Origin of the sequence: Paenibacillus amylolyticus, from assembly GCF_050990605.1 — a bacterium.
In the GTDB taxonomy this organism is placed as follows: Bacteria; Bacillota; Bacilli; order Paenibacillales; family Paenibacillaceae; genus Paenibacillus; species Paenibacillus amylolyticus_H.
Window position 1 is genome coordinate 6,349,445 of record NZ_CP158832.1, and the last position, 15,901, is coordinate 6,365,345.

General features: G+C 47.9%; 16 protein-coding genes and 1 pseudogene. 6 read left to right on the forward strand and 11 right to left on the reverse strand.

Going from position 1 to position 15,901, the window contains the following annotated elements; genetic code table 11:
• Nucleotides 1–12 precede the first annotated feature (12 nt).
• The 6 genes from ABTV53_RS27975 to ABTV53_RS28000 form a co-directional block, all read right to left on the reverse strand.
• Complete coding sequence (locus tag ABTV53_RS27975) at nucleotides 13–1,107, reverse strand: pectinesterase family protein (protein WP_433748842.1); 1,095 nt, start codon at nucleotides 1,105–1,107, stop codon at nucleotides 13–15.
• Nucleotides 1,104–2,216, reverse strand: coding sequence for a glycoside hydrolase family 88/105 protein (locus ABTV53_RS27980; protein WP_433748846.1), 1,113 nt, complete (start codon nucleotides 2,214–2,216; stop codon nucleotides 1,104–1,106). Before ABTV53_RS27980 ends, ABTV53_RS27975 begins: the two co-directional genes overlap by 4 nt.
• A gap of 45 nt (nucleotides 2,217–2,261) precedes the next feature.
• Nucleotides 2,262–3,224, reverse strand: coding sequence for a LacI family DNA-binding transcriptional regulator (locus ABTV53_RS27985; RefSeq protein ID WP_433748848.1), 963 nt, complete (start codon nucleotides 3,222–3,224; stop codon nucleotides 2,262–2,264).
• Between the two features lie 39 nt (nucleotides 3,225–3,263).
• Nucleotides 3,264–4,859 (reverse strand): extracellular solute-binding protein, encoded by a 1,596-nt coding sequence (locus ABTV53_RS27990; protein WP_433748851.1) that lies wholly within the window; start codon nucleotides 4,857–4,859, stop codon nucleotides 3,264–3,266.
• 68 nt (nucleotides 4,860–4,927) lie between these two features.
• Nucleotides 4,928–5,809 carry a carbohydrate ABC transporter permease gene (locus tag ABTV53_RS27995; RefSeq protein WP_253441921.1) on the reverse strand — a complete coding sequence of 294 codons (882 nt, stop codon included), beginning with the start codon at nucleotides 5,807–5,809 and terminating at the stop codon, nucleotides 4,928–4,930.
• A gap of 29 nt (nucleotides 5,810–5,838) precedes the next feature.
• Nucleotides 5,839–6,756 carry an ABC transporter permease gene (locus ABTV53_RS28000; RefSeq protein ID WP_339238694.1) on the reverse strand — a complete coding sequence of 306 codons (918 nt, stop codon included), beginning with the start codon at nucleotides 6,754–6,756 and terminating at the stop codon, nucleotides 5,839–5,841.
• A 316-nt stretch (nucleotides 6,757–7,072) separates the two neighbouring features.
• On the opposite strand from ABTV53_RS28000, the pseudogene ABTV53_RS28005 reads away from it, so the two are divergent.
• Together ABTV53_RS28005 and ABTV53_RS28010 are read left to right on the forward strand one after the other, a co-directional pair.
• A pseudogene (locus tag ABTV53_RS28005) lies at nucleotides 7,073–7,426 on the forward strand (MFS transporter); the annotation flags it as partial.
• Nucleotides 7,427–7,504: 78 nt separating this feature from the next.
• A complete protein-coding gene (locus ABTV53_RS28010; protein ID WP_433748853.1) occupies nucleotides 7,505–8,287 on the forward strand; it encodes an ABC transporter ATP-binding protein in 783 nt (260 codons plus the stop codon).
• Between the two features lie 198 nt (nucleotides 8,288–8,485).
• Here the strand turns inward: ABTV53_RS28010 and ABTV53_RS28015 are convergent, their stop codons facing one another.
• Nucleotides 8,486–8,677 (reverse strand): hypothetical protein, encoded by a 192-nt coding sequence (locus tag ABTV53_RS28015; RefSeq protein WP_433748856.1) that lies wholly within the window; start codon nucleotides 8,675–8,677, stop codon nucleotides 8,486–8,488.
• Nucleotides 8,674–9,114: a MarR family winged helix-turn-helix transcriptional regulator gene (locus ABTV53_RS28020; RefSeq protein WP_433754359.1), complete on the reverse strand. Its 441-nt coding sequence runs from the start codon at nucleotides 9,112–9,114 to the stop codon at nucleotides 8,674–8,676. Before ABTV53_RS28020 ends, ABTV53_RS28015 begins: the two co-directional genes overlap by 4 nt.
• A gap of 186 nt (nucleotides 9,115–9,300) precedes the next feature.
• Between ABTV53_RS28020 and ABTV53_RS28025 the strand changes: the two genes are divergently transcribed.
• Nucleotides 9,301–9,741, forward strand: coding sequence for a GNAT family N-acetyltransferase (locus ABTV53_RS28025; RefSeq protein WP_433748859.1), 441 nt, complete (start codon nucleotides 9,301–9,303; stop codon nucleotides 9,739–9,741).
• A 161-nt stretch (nucleotides 9,742–9,902) separates the two neighbouring features.
• Here ABTV53_RS28025 and rlmN read toward each other — a convergent pair whose 3' ends face one another.
• From rlmN to greA, 3 genes are all read right to left on the reverse strand, one after another.
• Nucleotides 9,903–10,997, reverse strand: coding sequence for a 23S rRNA (adenine(2503)-C(2))-methyltransferase RlmN (gene rlmN, locus ABTV53_RS28030; protein ID WP_433748862.1), 1,095 nt, complete (start codon nucleotides 10,995–10,997; stop codon nucleotides 9,903–9,905).
• A 178-nt stretch (nucleotides 10,998–11,175) separates the two neighbouring features.
• Nucleotides 11,176–12,531: a sodium-dependent transporter gene (locus ABTV53_RS28035; protein ID WP_433748865.1), complete on the reverse strand. Its 1,356-nt coding sequence runs from the start codon at nucleotides 12,529–12,531 to the stop codon at nucleotides 11,176–11,178.
• Between the two features lie 237 nt (nucleotides 12,532–12,768).
• Entirely contained in the window at nucleotides 12,769–13,245 is a 477-nt protein-coding gene (gene greA, locus ABTV53_RS28040; RefSeq protein WP_062836673.1) for a transcription elongation factor GreA, read from the reverse strand.
• 286 nt (nucleotides 13,246–13,531) lie between these two features.
• On the opposite strand from greA, the gene ABTV53_RS28045 reads away from it, so the two are divergent.
• The 3 genes from ABTV53_RS28045 to ABTV53_RS28055 all read left to right on the forward strand — a co-directional run bounded on the left by ABTV53_RS28045 (nucleotide 13,532) and on the right by ABTV53_RS28055 (nucleotide 15,853).
• Nucleotides 13,532–14,404, forward strand: coding sequence for an arylamine N-acetyltransferase family protein (locus tag ABTV53_RS28045; protein ID WP_433748868.1), 873 nt, complete (start codon nucleotides 13,532–13,534; stop codon nucleotides 14,402–14,404).
• A gap of 158 nt (nucleotides 14,405–14,562) precedes the next feature.
• Entirely contained in the window at nucleotides 14,563–15,249 is a 687-nt protein-coding gene (locus ABTV53_RS28050) for a 4'-phosphopantetheinyl transferase family protein (protein ID WP_433748870.1), read from the forward strand.
• A 289-nt stretch (nucleotides 15,250–15,538) separates the two neighbouring features.
• The gene (locus ABTV53_RS28055) at nucleotides 15,539–15,853 is read left to right on the forward strand and encodes a DUF2628 domain-containing protein (RefSeq protein WP_124116796.1); all 315 of its coding nucleotides are present in this window, start codon (nucleotides 15,539–15,541) and stop codon (nucleotides 15,851–15,853) included.
• The last annotated feature ends 48 nt before the right edge of the window (nucleotides 15,854–15,901 follow it).

Here is a 15,901-nt window from a genome sequence, read left to right on the forward strand (position 1 = left end):
AGAAAGCCTGTGTTATATATTTCGCAGAGAAGAGGGCGTATCTAACCGCCGATGCTCCCCTCCCCCTTCAAAAGGCTGCCAGCCATCACTCCCGGATAACACACGGGCTATGGAGTACTCCGCCGCTTCCTGTTCAGTCAGTATTTTGGCCCACGGGACACGTTCAGCAGCACGTCCGGCACCAGGCCCGGCACTGTTATACTCCGCATATTGAACGGTCTGCTCTGCATCTGTCTTGTTCCAGTTGTGCCATCCCTCGCGCTTCACATGAGCGCCGATCCAGCAGTTGAGGAAACAGACTTTGGCATGATGACGCCAGGGTCTGCCCAGATACACCGACTGCGGCGGAGCATTGCTGGTCAGATCACAGTCCAGAAATACATAGCCATATCGCACATCCTCCGGCGTAGATGCGGCGGTAATCCAGCCGTTCACTTGGCCATTCGCAGCCTCTGCTTCAGTCAGGCGATTCTTCGTAAAGATCTCGCAGCCCTTAAACACCACTGTAGCCGAGCCAAAAATAAAATCGATATCACCTTCGATGTAACAGTCCTCGAAATACTGCCGCAGTTTGCGCCGCTCGGCACCATCGCGTGGCCCGCCAAAGTAACTGCGATCCATGGGCTGCTCCGGCAGCGGGCCAGTGAAAATCGTATCCTGGTGACCGATCAGACGACAGCGACGAAAGGCCGCCCGGTCTCCATCTACATAAACGGCCAATGCCTGACCAACCTCCTTGCCCGGACCGGCGGCATTGACGAAGGAAATGCCCTCTGCCGTGAAATCATCAGCACCGATGAAAGCCGTATAGGAATGAAACGTATGATATGGCGACCCGTCCGGGAACTTCTTAAGGGCATAATCATCATACGTAATGATGGTCTGCTCCGCTCCATCTCCAATCAGATGGATGCCTGGCTTCTCCATGTGCAGCTTCTCATGATACACTCCAGCCTTCACTCGAATCGGAACGTTTCCGTTGCCATTCTCCGGCAAAGCATCGACTGCAGCCTGAATCGTCACATAATCCCCCGTCCCGTCTGAAGCAACCGTCAGACAGGGAGAAGATGATTCCAATGCTGTATTCGGCAATCTCTGCTGTGTCATGGCAATCGCTCCATTTCCAGTGCTGCCAGCAGGAGCGGGGCCACCCCCATAAAGGAATCGCTTACAACCGCTTCGCTTACATAGTAGCTGTACGAGCCATCCCGGTCCAGACTTAGTCCTGCGCCATGACAGATCCCGTTTAACCGAACGCCGTCAGCCGTCTCCTCCACCAATCTGGAGGAAAGTCCCTGCCATCCTTTCTCCGCCGCAGCTCTGAAATTCGGCTCCAGATACCTCAGCCGCACACCCTTCGCAAGTGCATATACAAACATGCTTGACCCGGATGCTTCCAGATAGTTGCCTTTGCGGAAGCCCTGATCCAGCACCTGGAACCATAACCCGCTCTCCTGCTCCTGCACGCGTACCAAAGCGTGGCACATCCGTTCAAAGATGCCGATGATGGTTCCGCGCTTTGGATGATTCACAGGGAAATGCTCCACGCTGTCTACAATCGCCATGGCATACCAGCCCATCGCCCGACTCCAGAAGTGTGGTGAGCAACCTGTCGATGAATCGGCCCAGACCTGCTCCTTCGATTCATCCCAGCCATGATAGAGCAGCCCTGTACGCGGATCACGGGTCTGGCGTTCGACCAGCAGAATCTGATGTGCCACTTCATCCCATAACTCGGGGTGATGAAATGTCTTCGCATACTCGGACAGAAAGGGAGATGACATATACAGCCCGTCCAGCCACATCTGGTATGGATAGATTTTTTTGTGCCAGAAACCACCCTCAGACGTTCGGGGTTGCCCTGCGAGCTGCGCAGCCAAGAGATGGGCCGCTTCGGCGTAACGCTGATCTTCTGCACCATCCAGTAATGCAAACAGGTTTTTCCCCTGATTGATCTGATCCAGATTATATTCTTCCAACGTATAGGTACCAATCGAGCCGTCGGGCTGGATATACAAGTCCATATGTTTTTTCATAAAATCAACATACTCTGGCTTGCCATAATACTGCCCGGTTCGTGCCATCGCCATCAATGTCATGCCTTCCACGTATGCCCATCTTCCCGAAGGGAACGCATGATAACCGTCCCCGTCACATTGCCGGATGATCGTTGCTGCAATTCGCTCAGACCAGGATAACTGTGTCTGTACCTGCATAAGCAATTCCTCCTTAAATGTTGTATCCACCTAATACATGTATGACTAACACTTTGCCGTTGAATTGCGAAGGTTCAACTTGGGTTGGATCACTACCGGAACATCGACCTGTTCATCACGAATCAACGATACGATGAGCTCTGCTGCCTGCACGGCCAGTTCATCCAGAGACGGGCCGATCGTCGTCAAGGCTACCTCGGCATACTGCATATCCGGCAGATCATCATACCCAATTAACGAGATATCGCGCGGAACGCTGTAACCAGCCTCAAGCAAAGCCCGAAGTGCACCTCGGGTGACCAGGTTGTTCAGCCCAATAAAAGCTGTCGGCGACTCCGGCCCAAACGTATGATTACGTATGGCAAAATACCCGTCTTCCCAGGAGGAATATGCTGGCAGCACATGATCTTCGTTAAAAGCCAAACCTGTACGCTGCAACGCTTCCCTGTATCCCTCCAGCTTGACATGCTGGGAGTTGCCGATGAATCCGATTCGGCTGTGGCCCAGCGATTTTAGATGCTCGACTGCTTTGAACAGCCCTTCTTTGCGATCAATCTTGATGTAAGGAGAGTTCGGCGATTCATCTGTACCCAGCACAAAACATGGCATGTTGAGTGTTGCAAACTTTTTCCAAAATACATCCCGATTGTCCAGGGCATAGTCCCACAGAATACATCCGTCCACACGCAGCTGGCTGAAGACATCCACGCCATCATCGGCCACCACCAGGATCATCTGATATCCCCGCTTCTTCAGCTCGGTGTGCAGACGGCCGGAGATGTTCGAGAATAACGGATTGCTCAGTTCATCCAGCACAAAGCCAATGATATTGCTTCTGCCGGTGGAGAGCTGCCGGGCCAGCATATTTTTCCGATATTGATGTTTCTCCGCGACCGCAAGTACCTTCTGCTTCGTAGCCGGTTTGATTCGGGGATCATCATTCAGCGCCTTGGATACCGTGCTATAGCTCACCCCCGCCAGTTTGGCAATATCTTTAATGGTTATCAAAATCAATCAACACCTCTCATACGCCTGAAACCCTATTTCCTATTTCTGTGCAGCCTGATAACGATCATATTGTGCCTGTCTGCCCGCAATAACCTGCTCTATATTCATCTTTTTCAACGTCTCAATATAACTGTCAAACTGGTCCAGACTGGCATCACCGCTAATAAACTTGAAGTTCATCTCTTCCACATATGTGGTGATGTCAGGCATCGCCATGCTCTCCACGCTCGCTTCATCCGGCAGGGCATAAACAAACGGGAACGGTTCGCGGACATACGGCTCCAGTTCCTTATCCATCTTTGCATGCCAAGGGGCTACGACAGAATCGGCAGAATCGGTGGATTGAATGTTCGGCAGATTCACCGGACCGATGCCGAGCTTCTGAATGTATTCATTGTCCTTGCCTTTGTCCGTAAATGTCTTCACGCCGTTCTCTTCGTTATACGTGTCATCCTTGATGCCCCACGTATAATACGTCTGCGCCTCTTCACTTACTGCATAATCCAGGAAGCGGAAAGCGAGCTCCGGATTTTTGCTGTCCCGCGTGATACCGAAGATGCCGCTAACCGGAGTACGACCGATGTAGAACTGATTGCCATGCGGTCCTTTCAGTGGCAGAATGCCTTTGATGATTGGCTCTTCCGGATTGTAATCCTTGAACAGCGGGCTGTAGACCATCGACATGTACCAGCTGAAATTAAACGTTGCGCCGGTTACATCCTGAGAGATGCGTGATGTGACCTGATCACTCGTGGTACTCGCATAATCTACCCCAAGCAGACCTTCCTTGTACAGTCCATTCAGATAGGTCAGGTACTCCTTGTATGCCGGCTCATAATAGCTGAAATGCACCTTGCCCTGATCGTCTGCATAAAACTGATTGGACAGATCAAGTCCAAATGCAGGGCCAAAGGCCATGGAAACAAATTTTGCTTCCATGGACAGCGGAATCTCATCGGCCTGCCCATTGCCGTTCGGGTCGTCTGTCTTGAACTTGCGCAGCATCGCCGTAAACTCATCCAACGTGGTCGGCTCGCTTAATCCAAGCTTATCAAGCCAGCGCACATTGACCATAAATACCGGCATGTAGTTGCGGGTGAGCGTCTGCTGCGGGACATAATACATTTTACCATCTGGCGTCGTTAAACTGGCTTTGACCGAAGGCGACTTTTCATATATTTTTTTGAGATTCACGCCGTACTTCTCCACCAGCTCGTCAATCGGGATAAACAGGCCACTATTGATGTACTTCATGAGCTGATCCTGATCCGGCAGATACACGATATCGGGCAAGCCGGTACCGGCAGCCAGCCTCGGATTTACGGCATCCGCATAGTTCTGCGGCGGAATGAGATCCCAATCCACCGTAACACCGGCATTACCTTCGATTTTCTTAACGATCGCTGCGGTGGACAGATCCACGTTGGTCGTCCAGGCGTTGGTACCGAGAATAGACAGCTTGGCATCCGGTTGATCCGTTACCGGCCCTGCCCCGGTATAATTGAAGGCTGGCTCCGAACTGGACGGGGTGCTCCCCGCATCGGTTCCCGCCCCTGTTCCACCGCTGCATCCCGCCAGGCTGATTGCCAGTATCGCTGCCATTACACTTTTTCTTCCTGCCCCTTTAAATCTCATCCATCATTCCTCCTTGGTATGAACCACTTTGAACTCCCTTGAATGACATGACACTTAAGTAAGTAAAGCTATCCTTTCACGGCTCCGAGGGTGATCCCCTTAACAAAGTACCGTTGGATAAACGGGTAGATCGTAACAATAGGCAGAATGCTGACTACAATGGATACATAACGAACTTGCAGGGTCGATACGGCCAGCGCACCGGATGTCATCGTACCGCCCATCTTCTGCATCACTTCCGGCGAAGCCATGATCAGCACCCTTCGCAGGAACATCTGTAAGGGCTGCATATCCTGTTTGCCCAGATATAACAGGGCCGAGAAAAAGTTGTTCCAGTGGAATACTGCATAGTACAGCGTGAGCACAGCCAGTGTTGGCTTGATGATGGGAACCGCCAGACGATACAGCATCGTCATCTCATTGGCCCCGTCGATACTGGCACTTTCAAAAATCTCATTCGGAATGCCTTCGAACGCCGAGCGGCAGATCATGACGTTAAACGTAATGACCAACACAGGCAGCACCATGACCCAGCGGGTATTGTACAGCCCAAGCGAAGTAATCAGCATGTAGACCGGAATGAGCCCACCCGAGAAATACATGGTGAAAGCGATGAAAAAATTCAGCTTACGACGTAAGAAAAATTGCTGTCTGGATAATGGAAACGCGGCAAGACATGTTGCCACAATGTTCAACAGTGTGCCTACCACGGTGTACCAGAGAGTGTTGTAGAACGAAACCCATAACTCCTTGTATTGCAGTACCATTTGGTAACCTGACAGGGTAAAGCCAACGGGCCACAATACCACTTTTTGTTTGTCGATGGCATCCACCGAGCTGAATGAAATGCTAATGACGTACAGAAAGGGATACAACGTGACAACAACCGCCAGTATGGTCAGCAGATAGACACTTCCGTAGAATAAACGGTCACTTCTCGATTTTTGCATACAGGTCTCCTTTGGTCCGGGTTATAGTCTTACCAGAGTGACATCTTGGTCAGGCGGCGGGTCATGGAATTGGCAGCAAACACAAGGACAAAGGTAATAATGGAGTTAAACAGGCCGACCGCTGTGGCGAAGCCGTAATTCTGGCCCTCAATCCCCATCCGGTATACATAAGTGGATAGGACATCCGCCGTTTCGTAAGTGGCTCCATTGTAGAGCAGATATACTTTCTCGAAACCTACACTCATAATGCCGCCAAGCGACAGAAGCAGAAGAATGACAATGGTTGGTTTGATACTGGGAAGAGTCAGGTGCCATAGCTCCTGGAATTTGTTGACGCCGTCGATTTTGCCGGAATCATACATCTCGGGGTCGATCCCCATAATGGCTGCAATGTAGATGATGGAACTGAAGCCAAAACTCTGCCAGATGTCGGAACTTGTGAAGATGGTACGGAACCAGCTGGCATCCATCATGAAATTCACTTTTTCCAAACCAAGACTCGCGATGAGGGTGTTCACAATACCGTCTGTTGGTGACAGGAAGTTAATAATCATACCGGCTACAACGACAGTGGAGATGAAGTGAGGAAGGTAGGTAACCGTCTGGGCAAATCGTTTGAATGTTCGGTTCTTGATCTCCACAATGCAGACAGCGAATAAAATCGGAATGGAGAAACCGAACAAGAGTGGCAGAAAGGCGAGTAAAAATGTGTTGCGTAGCAGTCGCCAGAAGTAAATGGAATTCACGAACTGTTCGAACCAGCGCAGTCCCACCCATTCCCCGCTGAGCATGCCCTGCCCCGGCAGGAAATTGCGAAATGCCAACAGCACGCCAGGCATCGGAAGGTACATGAAGATGAGGTAATACAGGAAGATAGGTGAAAACATCAGCAGTAAATACTTATCTCGTCTGATCAGGCTGAACAGCGTAGACATGCGTTTTTTCAACGTGAAGCACTCCCCTTCGTCACATAATTACAACGTTTGAATTTTTTAATAAAAAAATTTTTATTTCACTGACGTATTTGTTATTCATGCCATCAACATTTTGTAACAACCTATATTATGCTGCATAAAACGAGATAATTGCTCGAAATGGTCCTCCTTGCACCATAGTTCCGTCTTTTAAATAATTACCAGAACCATAATTACAACGTTGTAATTTTTTCTAAATGTATACGCTTACATAAACTTTTTCCCATCTTAGCAAAGTCTTCAATGTTTGGCAACAACAAAAATCAGTGTCATGCTGAAACGTAACAAAGGACGTAAACCGATGATCTGGTTCTCCATTGCGGCCACTGCACCGTTCTCCCTACTGCACCTTATGCGGGACCCGTCTTGTCCATGGTGTTATGCGGAATGATTGGACTAATCCTTATGTCCGGCTTCAGCGTTATCATTGTCTATGCACAGGAATTGCTTCCTCGTCATATTGGAACGGTATCCGGATTATTTTTTTGGCCTGTCGTTAGGCATGGCTGGACTTGGCTCGGTTGTGTTAGGTTCCTTAATTGATGTGACGAGCGTAGCGTTTGTTATCAAGTTATGTTCGTTTTTGCCACTGCTTGGTGTGTGTGCTGTAGTTCTGCGCAAGGACAAACCAAGAACAGCGTGATAACCGTTGAAACCTCATTGATTTTGTGACTACAATACACCTAGGAGAATTGAGGATAACAGAAGGAAGGAATAACGCATGATTATTGATGTACAGCATGTCACTTGGAAAAGGGGACCTCTTACCCTGCTGAACGATGTGAGCTGGCAGGTTAATGACGGTGAACACTGGGCGTTGCTTGGCCTGAATGGCTCCGGCAAAACAACACTCCTGAACATGATCACCGGTTATCTCTGGCCTACCGAAGGCAAAATATCCGTGCTAGGTCATGAATATGGGGATGTGGATCTGAGACAGCTTCGCAAATCCATCGGCTGGGTCAGTTCATCTCTGCAAGAGAAATTGCACGGTACAGACCGCACGCAGTATGTCGTGATCAGCGGCAAACATGCCACCATTGGCTTGTACGACAAGCTATCGGATGATGATCTGGATCAGGCACAGGAATTGATGCAAACGCTGGGCTGTCAGCACCTGTGGGATCGCGAATATCGTACCTGTTCTCAAGGCGAGAAACAGAAACTTCTTATTGCCCGAGCACTCATGTCCAATCCGCGCGTACTCATTCTGGACGAGCCTTGCAATGGACTGGATCTGTTCTCAAGAGAGCGATTGCTGGACAGCATTCGTGAATTGTCACAGCGTCCAGACACCCCTTCGCTCATCTATGTCACCCATCATACGGAAGAAATATTGCCTGTGTTTAGTCACAGTCTCCTGCTTCGCCGGGGTGAAATAGTTAACAGTGGATTAACTAGCAAGCTGATGAACACCGAAGTACTTAGCGACTTCTTCGAGGCACCTGTGGAAGTTGATCGGCATGGAGAACGTGTCTATGTCAGAGCTGCGGCGGATTCATAATTGCGGGGTTATACACAGCAAAATAGCATAATTGTAGAAACATAACAGTAAAAGGCCCAACATCTTATCCACATGTGGATAGATTTCGGGCCTTTTACTCCTATATCTAGTGTTATCCACCGTTTTCTGTGTAGAACTTTCTGCTTTTTGAGTATAACTTAGCCGTTTCATCTATTTATCTATACGCTTTATCATTATCTACTTCCGGGCACCTAAAAACAGAAACAGTGGAATACGCTGCAATGCCATAAAGTAGGATTCAATGGAATGATGCATCTTTTTCACAGAACCGCCCAATCCGTTCGAGTCCCGGGCATAATGGCTCTTCTCCTTTAGATAGGTTCGGCTAGAGTCTGTGGTGCAGCGGTCAAGGATAGTTCCTCTGTTCATTCCGAAATATCCATGTAGGATCGCCGTCCACCTTTTTTGACAAATTTCCAGTCCACCTCGATATTATGGCGCATTCGACGGAGAAGCATGACCGCGGTCTCGATCTCTTCATCCGTCAAACCGTCCAATGTCACCTGATCGGAATGAACGCCCTCTTTACGAATAAATTGCCACGCTTCAAGCCCTGCATCTGTTGGATATAACAACTTGTTCTTCTTATTATCTATTGCCGATTGTTTGACAATAAACCCATCGGATTCAAGTTTGCTAATCGCTCTGGCCGCCGTCGTGCGATCCACTTTGATCAGTTCAGCAAGCTGATTCGGAATAATACCCGGATTCTCACAGATTCGATACAGATATAGATATTGCCCACGGGACAGGTTCAGATGCTGAAACTCGACATTACTGATTGAATCCAGACAGCGGGCAATCATACCAATTTCACGCAGCACTTCTTTTTTCTCAGTCAACACAATCACGCCCCTATAAAATTGTTGCATTCGCAACATAACTGATGGTATAACTACTGTTGAAAAGAACGAGATTTCGTTCCAACTTCCTGTTATATACCAGTTTATCACGTCAGAATCACATTACGATCACCCAAAGGAGAAACATTCATGAATACAACGATTGTAGAAGTTAATAATCAGGAATTGCTCGATGCCTGCTTCGCCATTCGTACTGCTATTTTTGTCGAAGAACAAGGCGTGCCAGCAGTGGATGAATTCGACGCTTATGATACATTAGACGCGGAGGCGCGCCACATTCTGCTCTACGTAGATGGTGTACCGGCTGCCTCCTCCAGACTGCGCGTTGTGGAACAGGTCGCCAAATTAGAACGGATCTGTGTCATGCTCGATTACCGTAAACACGGCCTGGGCCGTGTGCTGATCGACAAGCTGGAGCAGATGGCTGTTGCTGATGGTCTTGAGAAAGCCAAGCTGCACGCACAGGTACAAGCTTCCGGGTTCTACGAACGTCTCGGATATGCGCCGGCGTCGGACGTATTTATGGAAGACGGCATTCCCCATCTGCTAATGACCAAAAAACTGAAATAATGAAATTCCAAAAAACGCCTCCGTTATCACTTCTCAGTGATATACAGAGGCGTTTTGTATTCAGCAACGCATTCGCGACCCAACAACAGTAAATGGCACGTATAAGCACCTATTAGAGCAACCAAGTATCCTAACTTTACTTGCCAGCTCCGCGTTGTATCTTATCCCAATGCCAGACGGTCTGGCTCAGATTCGGCGACGTTGTTCTTCATTTGTTTACTCCGCAACTGTCCGCAGGCAGCATCGATATCGGTACCATGTTCCATACGTACAGTGGAGTTGATGTTGTTTTTTTTGAGCGTATCATAGAAGCCTAGAATCGATTCTTCTGTACTCCGTTGATACTGACTGTGCTCATCTACCGGGTTGTATGGGATCAGATTCACACTGACCATACTTCTGCGACTGGACAACAGTTCAGCCAGTTCCGCAGCATGCTCACGCTGATCGTTAACATCACGTAGCAGGATGTACTCAAACATGATGCGTTTGTTCGTTGTAGCCAAATAATAATCCACCGCATCCATCAATTGCTCGATTGGGAAAGCCCGGTTGATCTTCATGATGTGTGTACGCAGTTCATTATTAGGTGCATGCAGAGAGATCGCCAGGTTAACCTGCAGACTGCTGTCTGCAAATTCCTTGATTTTGTCCGGAAGGCCACTCGTGGACACAGTTATCCGTTTGGCGGCAAGTGCCAGTCCTTTGCGATCCTTAATGACTTCGATGAAATCACTCATGTGCTGGAAGTTATCGAATGGTTCGCCAATCCCCATCACCACCACGTTGGTTACTCGCTCGTCTTGACCCGCTGCATCCAGATATCGCTGCACATGCATAATCTGTTCCACAATCTCTCCAGCGGTCAGGTCTCTGCTCTTCTTGATCAGACCGCTCGCACAGAAGCTACATCCAATATTACAGCCCACTTGTGTGGTCACACAGACGGTAAGTCCGTATTTTTGCCGCATTAATACCGTTTCAATCAGGTTGCCGTCCTGCATCCGAAGCAGAAATTTCACGGTACCATCTGCCGATTCCTGCTTCACATGTTCGCTAAGAGAATTCATGGTGAAATGCTCGGAAAGTACATCCAGACATTCCTGACGGACATCGGACATCGCAGGAAAATCGTGTACCCGCTCTTGATATAACCATTCCCAGATCCGGGATGCACGGGATTTTTTCTGCCCATGCTCCGGCAGCCAGGAACGTAATTGCTCTAATGTTAATCCATATATGGATGATTTGTTCATTGTATAATCCTCTTTTCGCAAAAAGCATATGGCTTATCGGTCCTACCCAAAAAACCTCTACTCCGTATTGTCCCAAAATTGACGGGGGAAAACAAGGGCTTTTGCATTTCTTCCAAGAGGTTTTATCCATGGTAAATCTACACAACAGACCATATATCACCCTATCGGGGCTTCACCATTAGAAGTGAATGATACCGGATGTGTGCAGTAGAACCAGCAGAACCAGGATCGGAGCTACGTAACGCAGCATGAACAGCCACACCCGGAACCATCCGGCTTTCAGTCCGGAAGCTTCTGCAGCCTTTTTCCAGAAGTAACCGGCAAATATAGTCACGAGCAATCCACCCAAAGGAAGCATGATGTTGGACGCCACAAAGTCCATCCAGTCGAACACACTCTTCGATCCAATCGTCCATTCAGGCAGCAAGCCGATTGACAATACCGAAGGAAGTCCCACGATGAAGACCGCCAGCGAAATAGTCCATACCGCACGGCTTCGGCTCCAGGACAAACGTTCCATGAAATATTTTACCGGAACCTCCAGTAAGGATACCGATGATGTCAATGCCGCAATAGCCAACAGGATGAAGAACAGTCCGCCAAACAAGAAACCAAGTGGCATCGCCGAGAAAGCCGCCGGAAGTGCCACGAAGATCAGTGAAGGTCCTTGGTCCGGTGCAATACCAAACGAGAATGTCGTTGGGAAGATGATCAGACCAGCAATGAATGCATAGATCAGGTCACCTGCACCGACGGCGAAGGTTGCTGCTCCGAGGGATTGATTTTTATCCACATACGAACCGTAGGTTACAAGAATACCCATACCAAGGGACAGGGAGAAGAAGGCATGTCCAAGCGCTACCAGTGCGGATTCGGTTGTAAGCTGCGAGAAGTCGGGATTCAGGAAAAAGGAAACCCCCGCACCTGCACCTGGTAACGTGATTGCCCGAACCATCAGGATGACCAGCAGTACCATCATCGCCGGAATCAGAACCTTGTTAAACTTCTCAATCCCGTTGGATACGCCTTTGGCTACAATCCAGCCCGCAATGATTACGGATATCAGTTGCCATACAATGGGCATGTAGCCACCTACGAAGGAATTGAATTGTCCGGCATAATCCGGGTTGGCAAACAACGTTCCACTAAAGGATTTAAGTGCATATTGCAATGTCCAGCCCGCAATAATGACATAAAAGGACAGGATGATAAACGGCGTCAACACTTGCAGCAATCCGGCTGCGAGCCAGCCTTTATGTCCACCTGCTTTGATAAAAGCAGTTGCAGCGCTTCCTCTGCCACTACGACCAATTGCAAGTTCAGCCAGGAGCACTGGCAGACCGATGAGCAGCAAACAGACAATGAAGAGCAGGAAAAACGCAGCTCCCCCATTCTCCCCCGTAATGTACGGGAATTTCCACATGTTGCCCAGACCAACCGAGCTACCAATGGCTGCCAGGATAAATCCAGCTTGAGAGAAGCGCTCTCCTTTGCCAGCATTGTCTTGATCCAGATTAGGCTTATTAAAATTCATCGTATCTACTCCATCACTTTAAAGTTTTCCCGTAATTATATACTACTCGCCTTGTCAGGTCATTCGAAATTCGAAATTTGTCGAAATGTTATTTTTTTACATATAAAAACACACAGAAATCTTTATCTCATAAGTTCCATAAAAACAGTATGTGATAAAGTTCAGCCGTCCAACCATCATAAAAAAAGAGGGGTCTCCTCAGCCACATTGATGACTGCGGAACACCTCTCTTTTGAATTAGACTTTAATTTGAAGTAACTCGTACTTGATAACGCCCATCGGAGCATTGACATGAATGACGCTGCCCACTTCTTTACCCATTAATTCCTTGCCTAGCGGGCTCTCGTACGAAATTTTATTATCCGCAACATCGGCCTCGGCAGGGCCAACCACTTTATATTCAATCTTCTCGGCGAACTCAATATCATTAAGCAACACCGTCGATCCAATGCTCACTTTGTTGGAGTCTATATTGTCTGAAGAGATGACTCTTGCTTTCGTCAACATCTTCTCCAGAATCAAAATCCGGGTCTCCATAAAGGCCTGATCATCTTTGGCTGAATGATACTCACTATTTTCCTTCAGGTCACCGTAACTGATCGCGAGTTTCAGACGCTCAGCCAATTCCTTACGCTTCACCGTCTTCAAATCCCTCAGTTCGTCCTCCAGCTTTTCCAAGCCTTCCTGTGTCAAAATCACTTCATCATTAGCCATTTTTCCATCTCCTAATCCTGCTATCTATCTATATTCTAACCTATATCCACTCCAAAGGGTTAGCATACCCCAGAAAAAGAAATAGCTCATCCATATATTGTATTTCAATGACATCAAAAGCATGTTTATCTTGAGATGATTTTATAGGCTATCCCATGAATTGTACCGTTACAATCTGCTCAATTGATAATGTTGTTTTCAGCCGATGACTTATACAATGAACTCAGGGCAGCAGAAGTTTTATAACCATTGCCCGTAGTCCACTATATTACGTGAGGTGATCAGAATGATTGAACCACTAAATCCAACTGAAATACAGGCCTATCTGAAACGGATCGGCATGGATGATATAAAGGAACCTACACTAGATTTCTTATTTGAACTCCAACGAGCACATGTACAATATTTATCCTGGCAAACGGTCGATATTTTTGCAGGTCGTCCTGCAGGAATCGGTCTTCAAGATTCAATTCAGCTTATATTACAGGGGCGCAGTGGATACTGCTTTCATCTAAATGGTGCATTTAGTGTTCTTCTCCGCTCGCTGGGTTATACGGTTGATTGGCATCGCGGGGGAGTACAGCCTCATGGGGAACAACCCCGTGTGAACTCATTCCATCTCGGTCTGTCTGTCCTTCTGCCGGATGCTGACAAGACAGTTGAGCGCTGGATTGTAGATGTAGGTCTGGGCGGAATGCCCTTTGAACCTCTGCCACTTCGTTATGGAACCTATGGTTTAGCTCCGTTCACGTACCAATTGATGCCATCATCTGTTGCTGCTGGAGGATGGCGGCTTGAGTACGAGCCGAATGGGCCAAGTGAAGGAGTCGACTATGCTCCCGAGGTAGTCCACGATCTGGGGGAGTTCATTCCCAAACATGAATTCTACAGTCGGGCGGCCGAATCACCTTGGCATAACGCATTTTTGCTTCGTCAGCGTGATGAGAACCGTAGTAATGAACTACGTGGATGTATGCTGCGAACACATGATATCGAAGGAATTCGGAAAACGGAAATTCAGAGTTATACCGAGTGGCGTAACGTATTAACTGATATATTCCATGAACCCTTGGTGAATTACAGTGAACAGGAATGCCGCAACATGTGGGATCGTGTGCAGGCTGCACATACGGAATGGAAACAAGCGCAAGAAGCATGAAGAGGAAGAGGAAGATGCAGAACCGGAGGCCTTAACATGAAAAGAGAGACAACCGGCTTGCCTTCATGTTAAGGGGCATCCGTATATAGATCAATTGGAGGTCCATTCCATATAAAGGAAAGTTATTGATCCGCGCCGAATACGTACTCAGGTGATAAATGATGATAACTATTCGTGTGCTTCAAGTTCCAGAAGTATTGCCCGAGGCGTACTGGAACCATTTTCTGTCGCAAGTTTCTGCGGAGCGACGTGCTCAGGCTTCGCGTTTTGTGCGTCAGTCTGACGCTTATCGCTCCGTGCTGGGCGAGATATTGACTCGTCTGACTTTGAGCAAGCTAACTGGACTGAAACCTGCTGAGCTTTCTTTTACCCGTAATTCCTACGGCAAACCTTCGCTTAGTCACCATTCGGACGTACAATTCAACGTCTCCCATTCTGGTGATTGGATTGCTCTGATCTCCGGCAGTACAGATGAACTGGGCGTGGATGTGGAGAAAATAGCACCCATTGACTTGCAGATTGCAGAGCGTTTCTTCTCTCCGATGGAGAGCCAGTTCTTGGCCGCCGAGCCTGACGATCGTCGGCTGGAGACCTTCTACCGTCTATGGACGCTGAAGGAAAGTTATATCAAGGCAGTGGGTATGGGGTTGTCCATACCACTGGACTCCTTCGCCATCCTACCTGATGAGCGGAAGGATTGGCATTGCAAACAGGCCGAGACATATCACTTTCTCAGTCAGCGACTGGATGATGGACATATGCTTGCGGCATGTTCGGCTGGGGGAGAGCTGCCGAGCCAGCCCGAGATCATCACCTTGGAGGATCTATATACAGAGTTGGTTTAGTGTGCGGCTAGTTGGGTTGTGAGATTTGTTACATCTGGCATTATGTTAAAAGGAGCGGTCAATGACCCTCCTTTATTTTTACTTTAATCAAAATCAAAATGAGAATATATCTCATAGAAAACCATAATTTTCAAAAAAAGATTAACATCCTGTCCAGTTAATGGTACTATAGGACCAAAAGGAAGAAGAATAGGTAATAATGATCAGGTATTTATGACTAGATTCACAATACATACTTGTTAGTACTCGATTCTCTCTCCGATTCATTACTTTAGAAGGAAGTGGACAGATGCATATCTTTTTGCAAAACAGTGCAGGTGTAACCAAGAACGTGAAAGTAGGTTTCAGCTGGACAACATTATTTTTCGGATTTTTCCCTGCGTTGTTCCGTGGTGATTTGAAATGGGCTGCCATCATGTTCTTGATCTCCGTAGCCGTTGGTATTTTCACTGTAGGATTCGGAGCGTGGATTAGTGGGATTGTATTCTCTTTTGTTTACAACAAAATCTACATTAAAGAGTTGCTCGAAAAAGGCTACCGTCCTGCAAACGCTGAAGCTCAAGCGGTTCTGGAAAATAATCAGATTATTGCTCGAGCAGCTTAAAACCAAAGCAATACACGGATGATCATAGCAATTATAAGCTTTTAGATT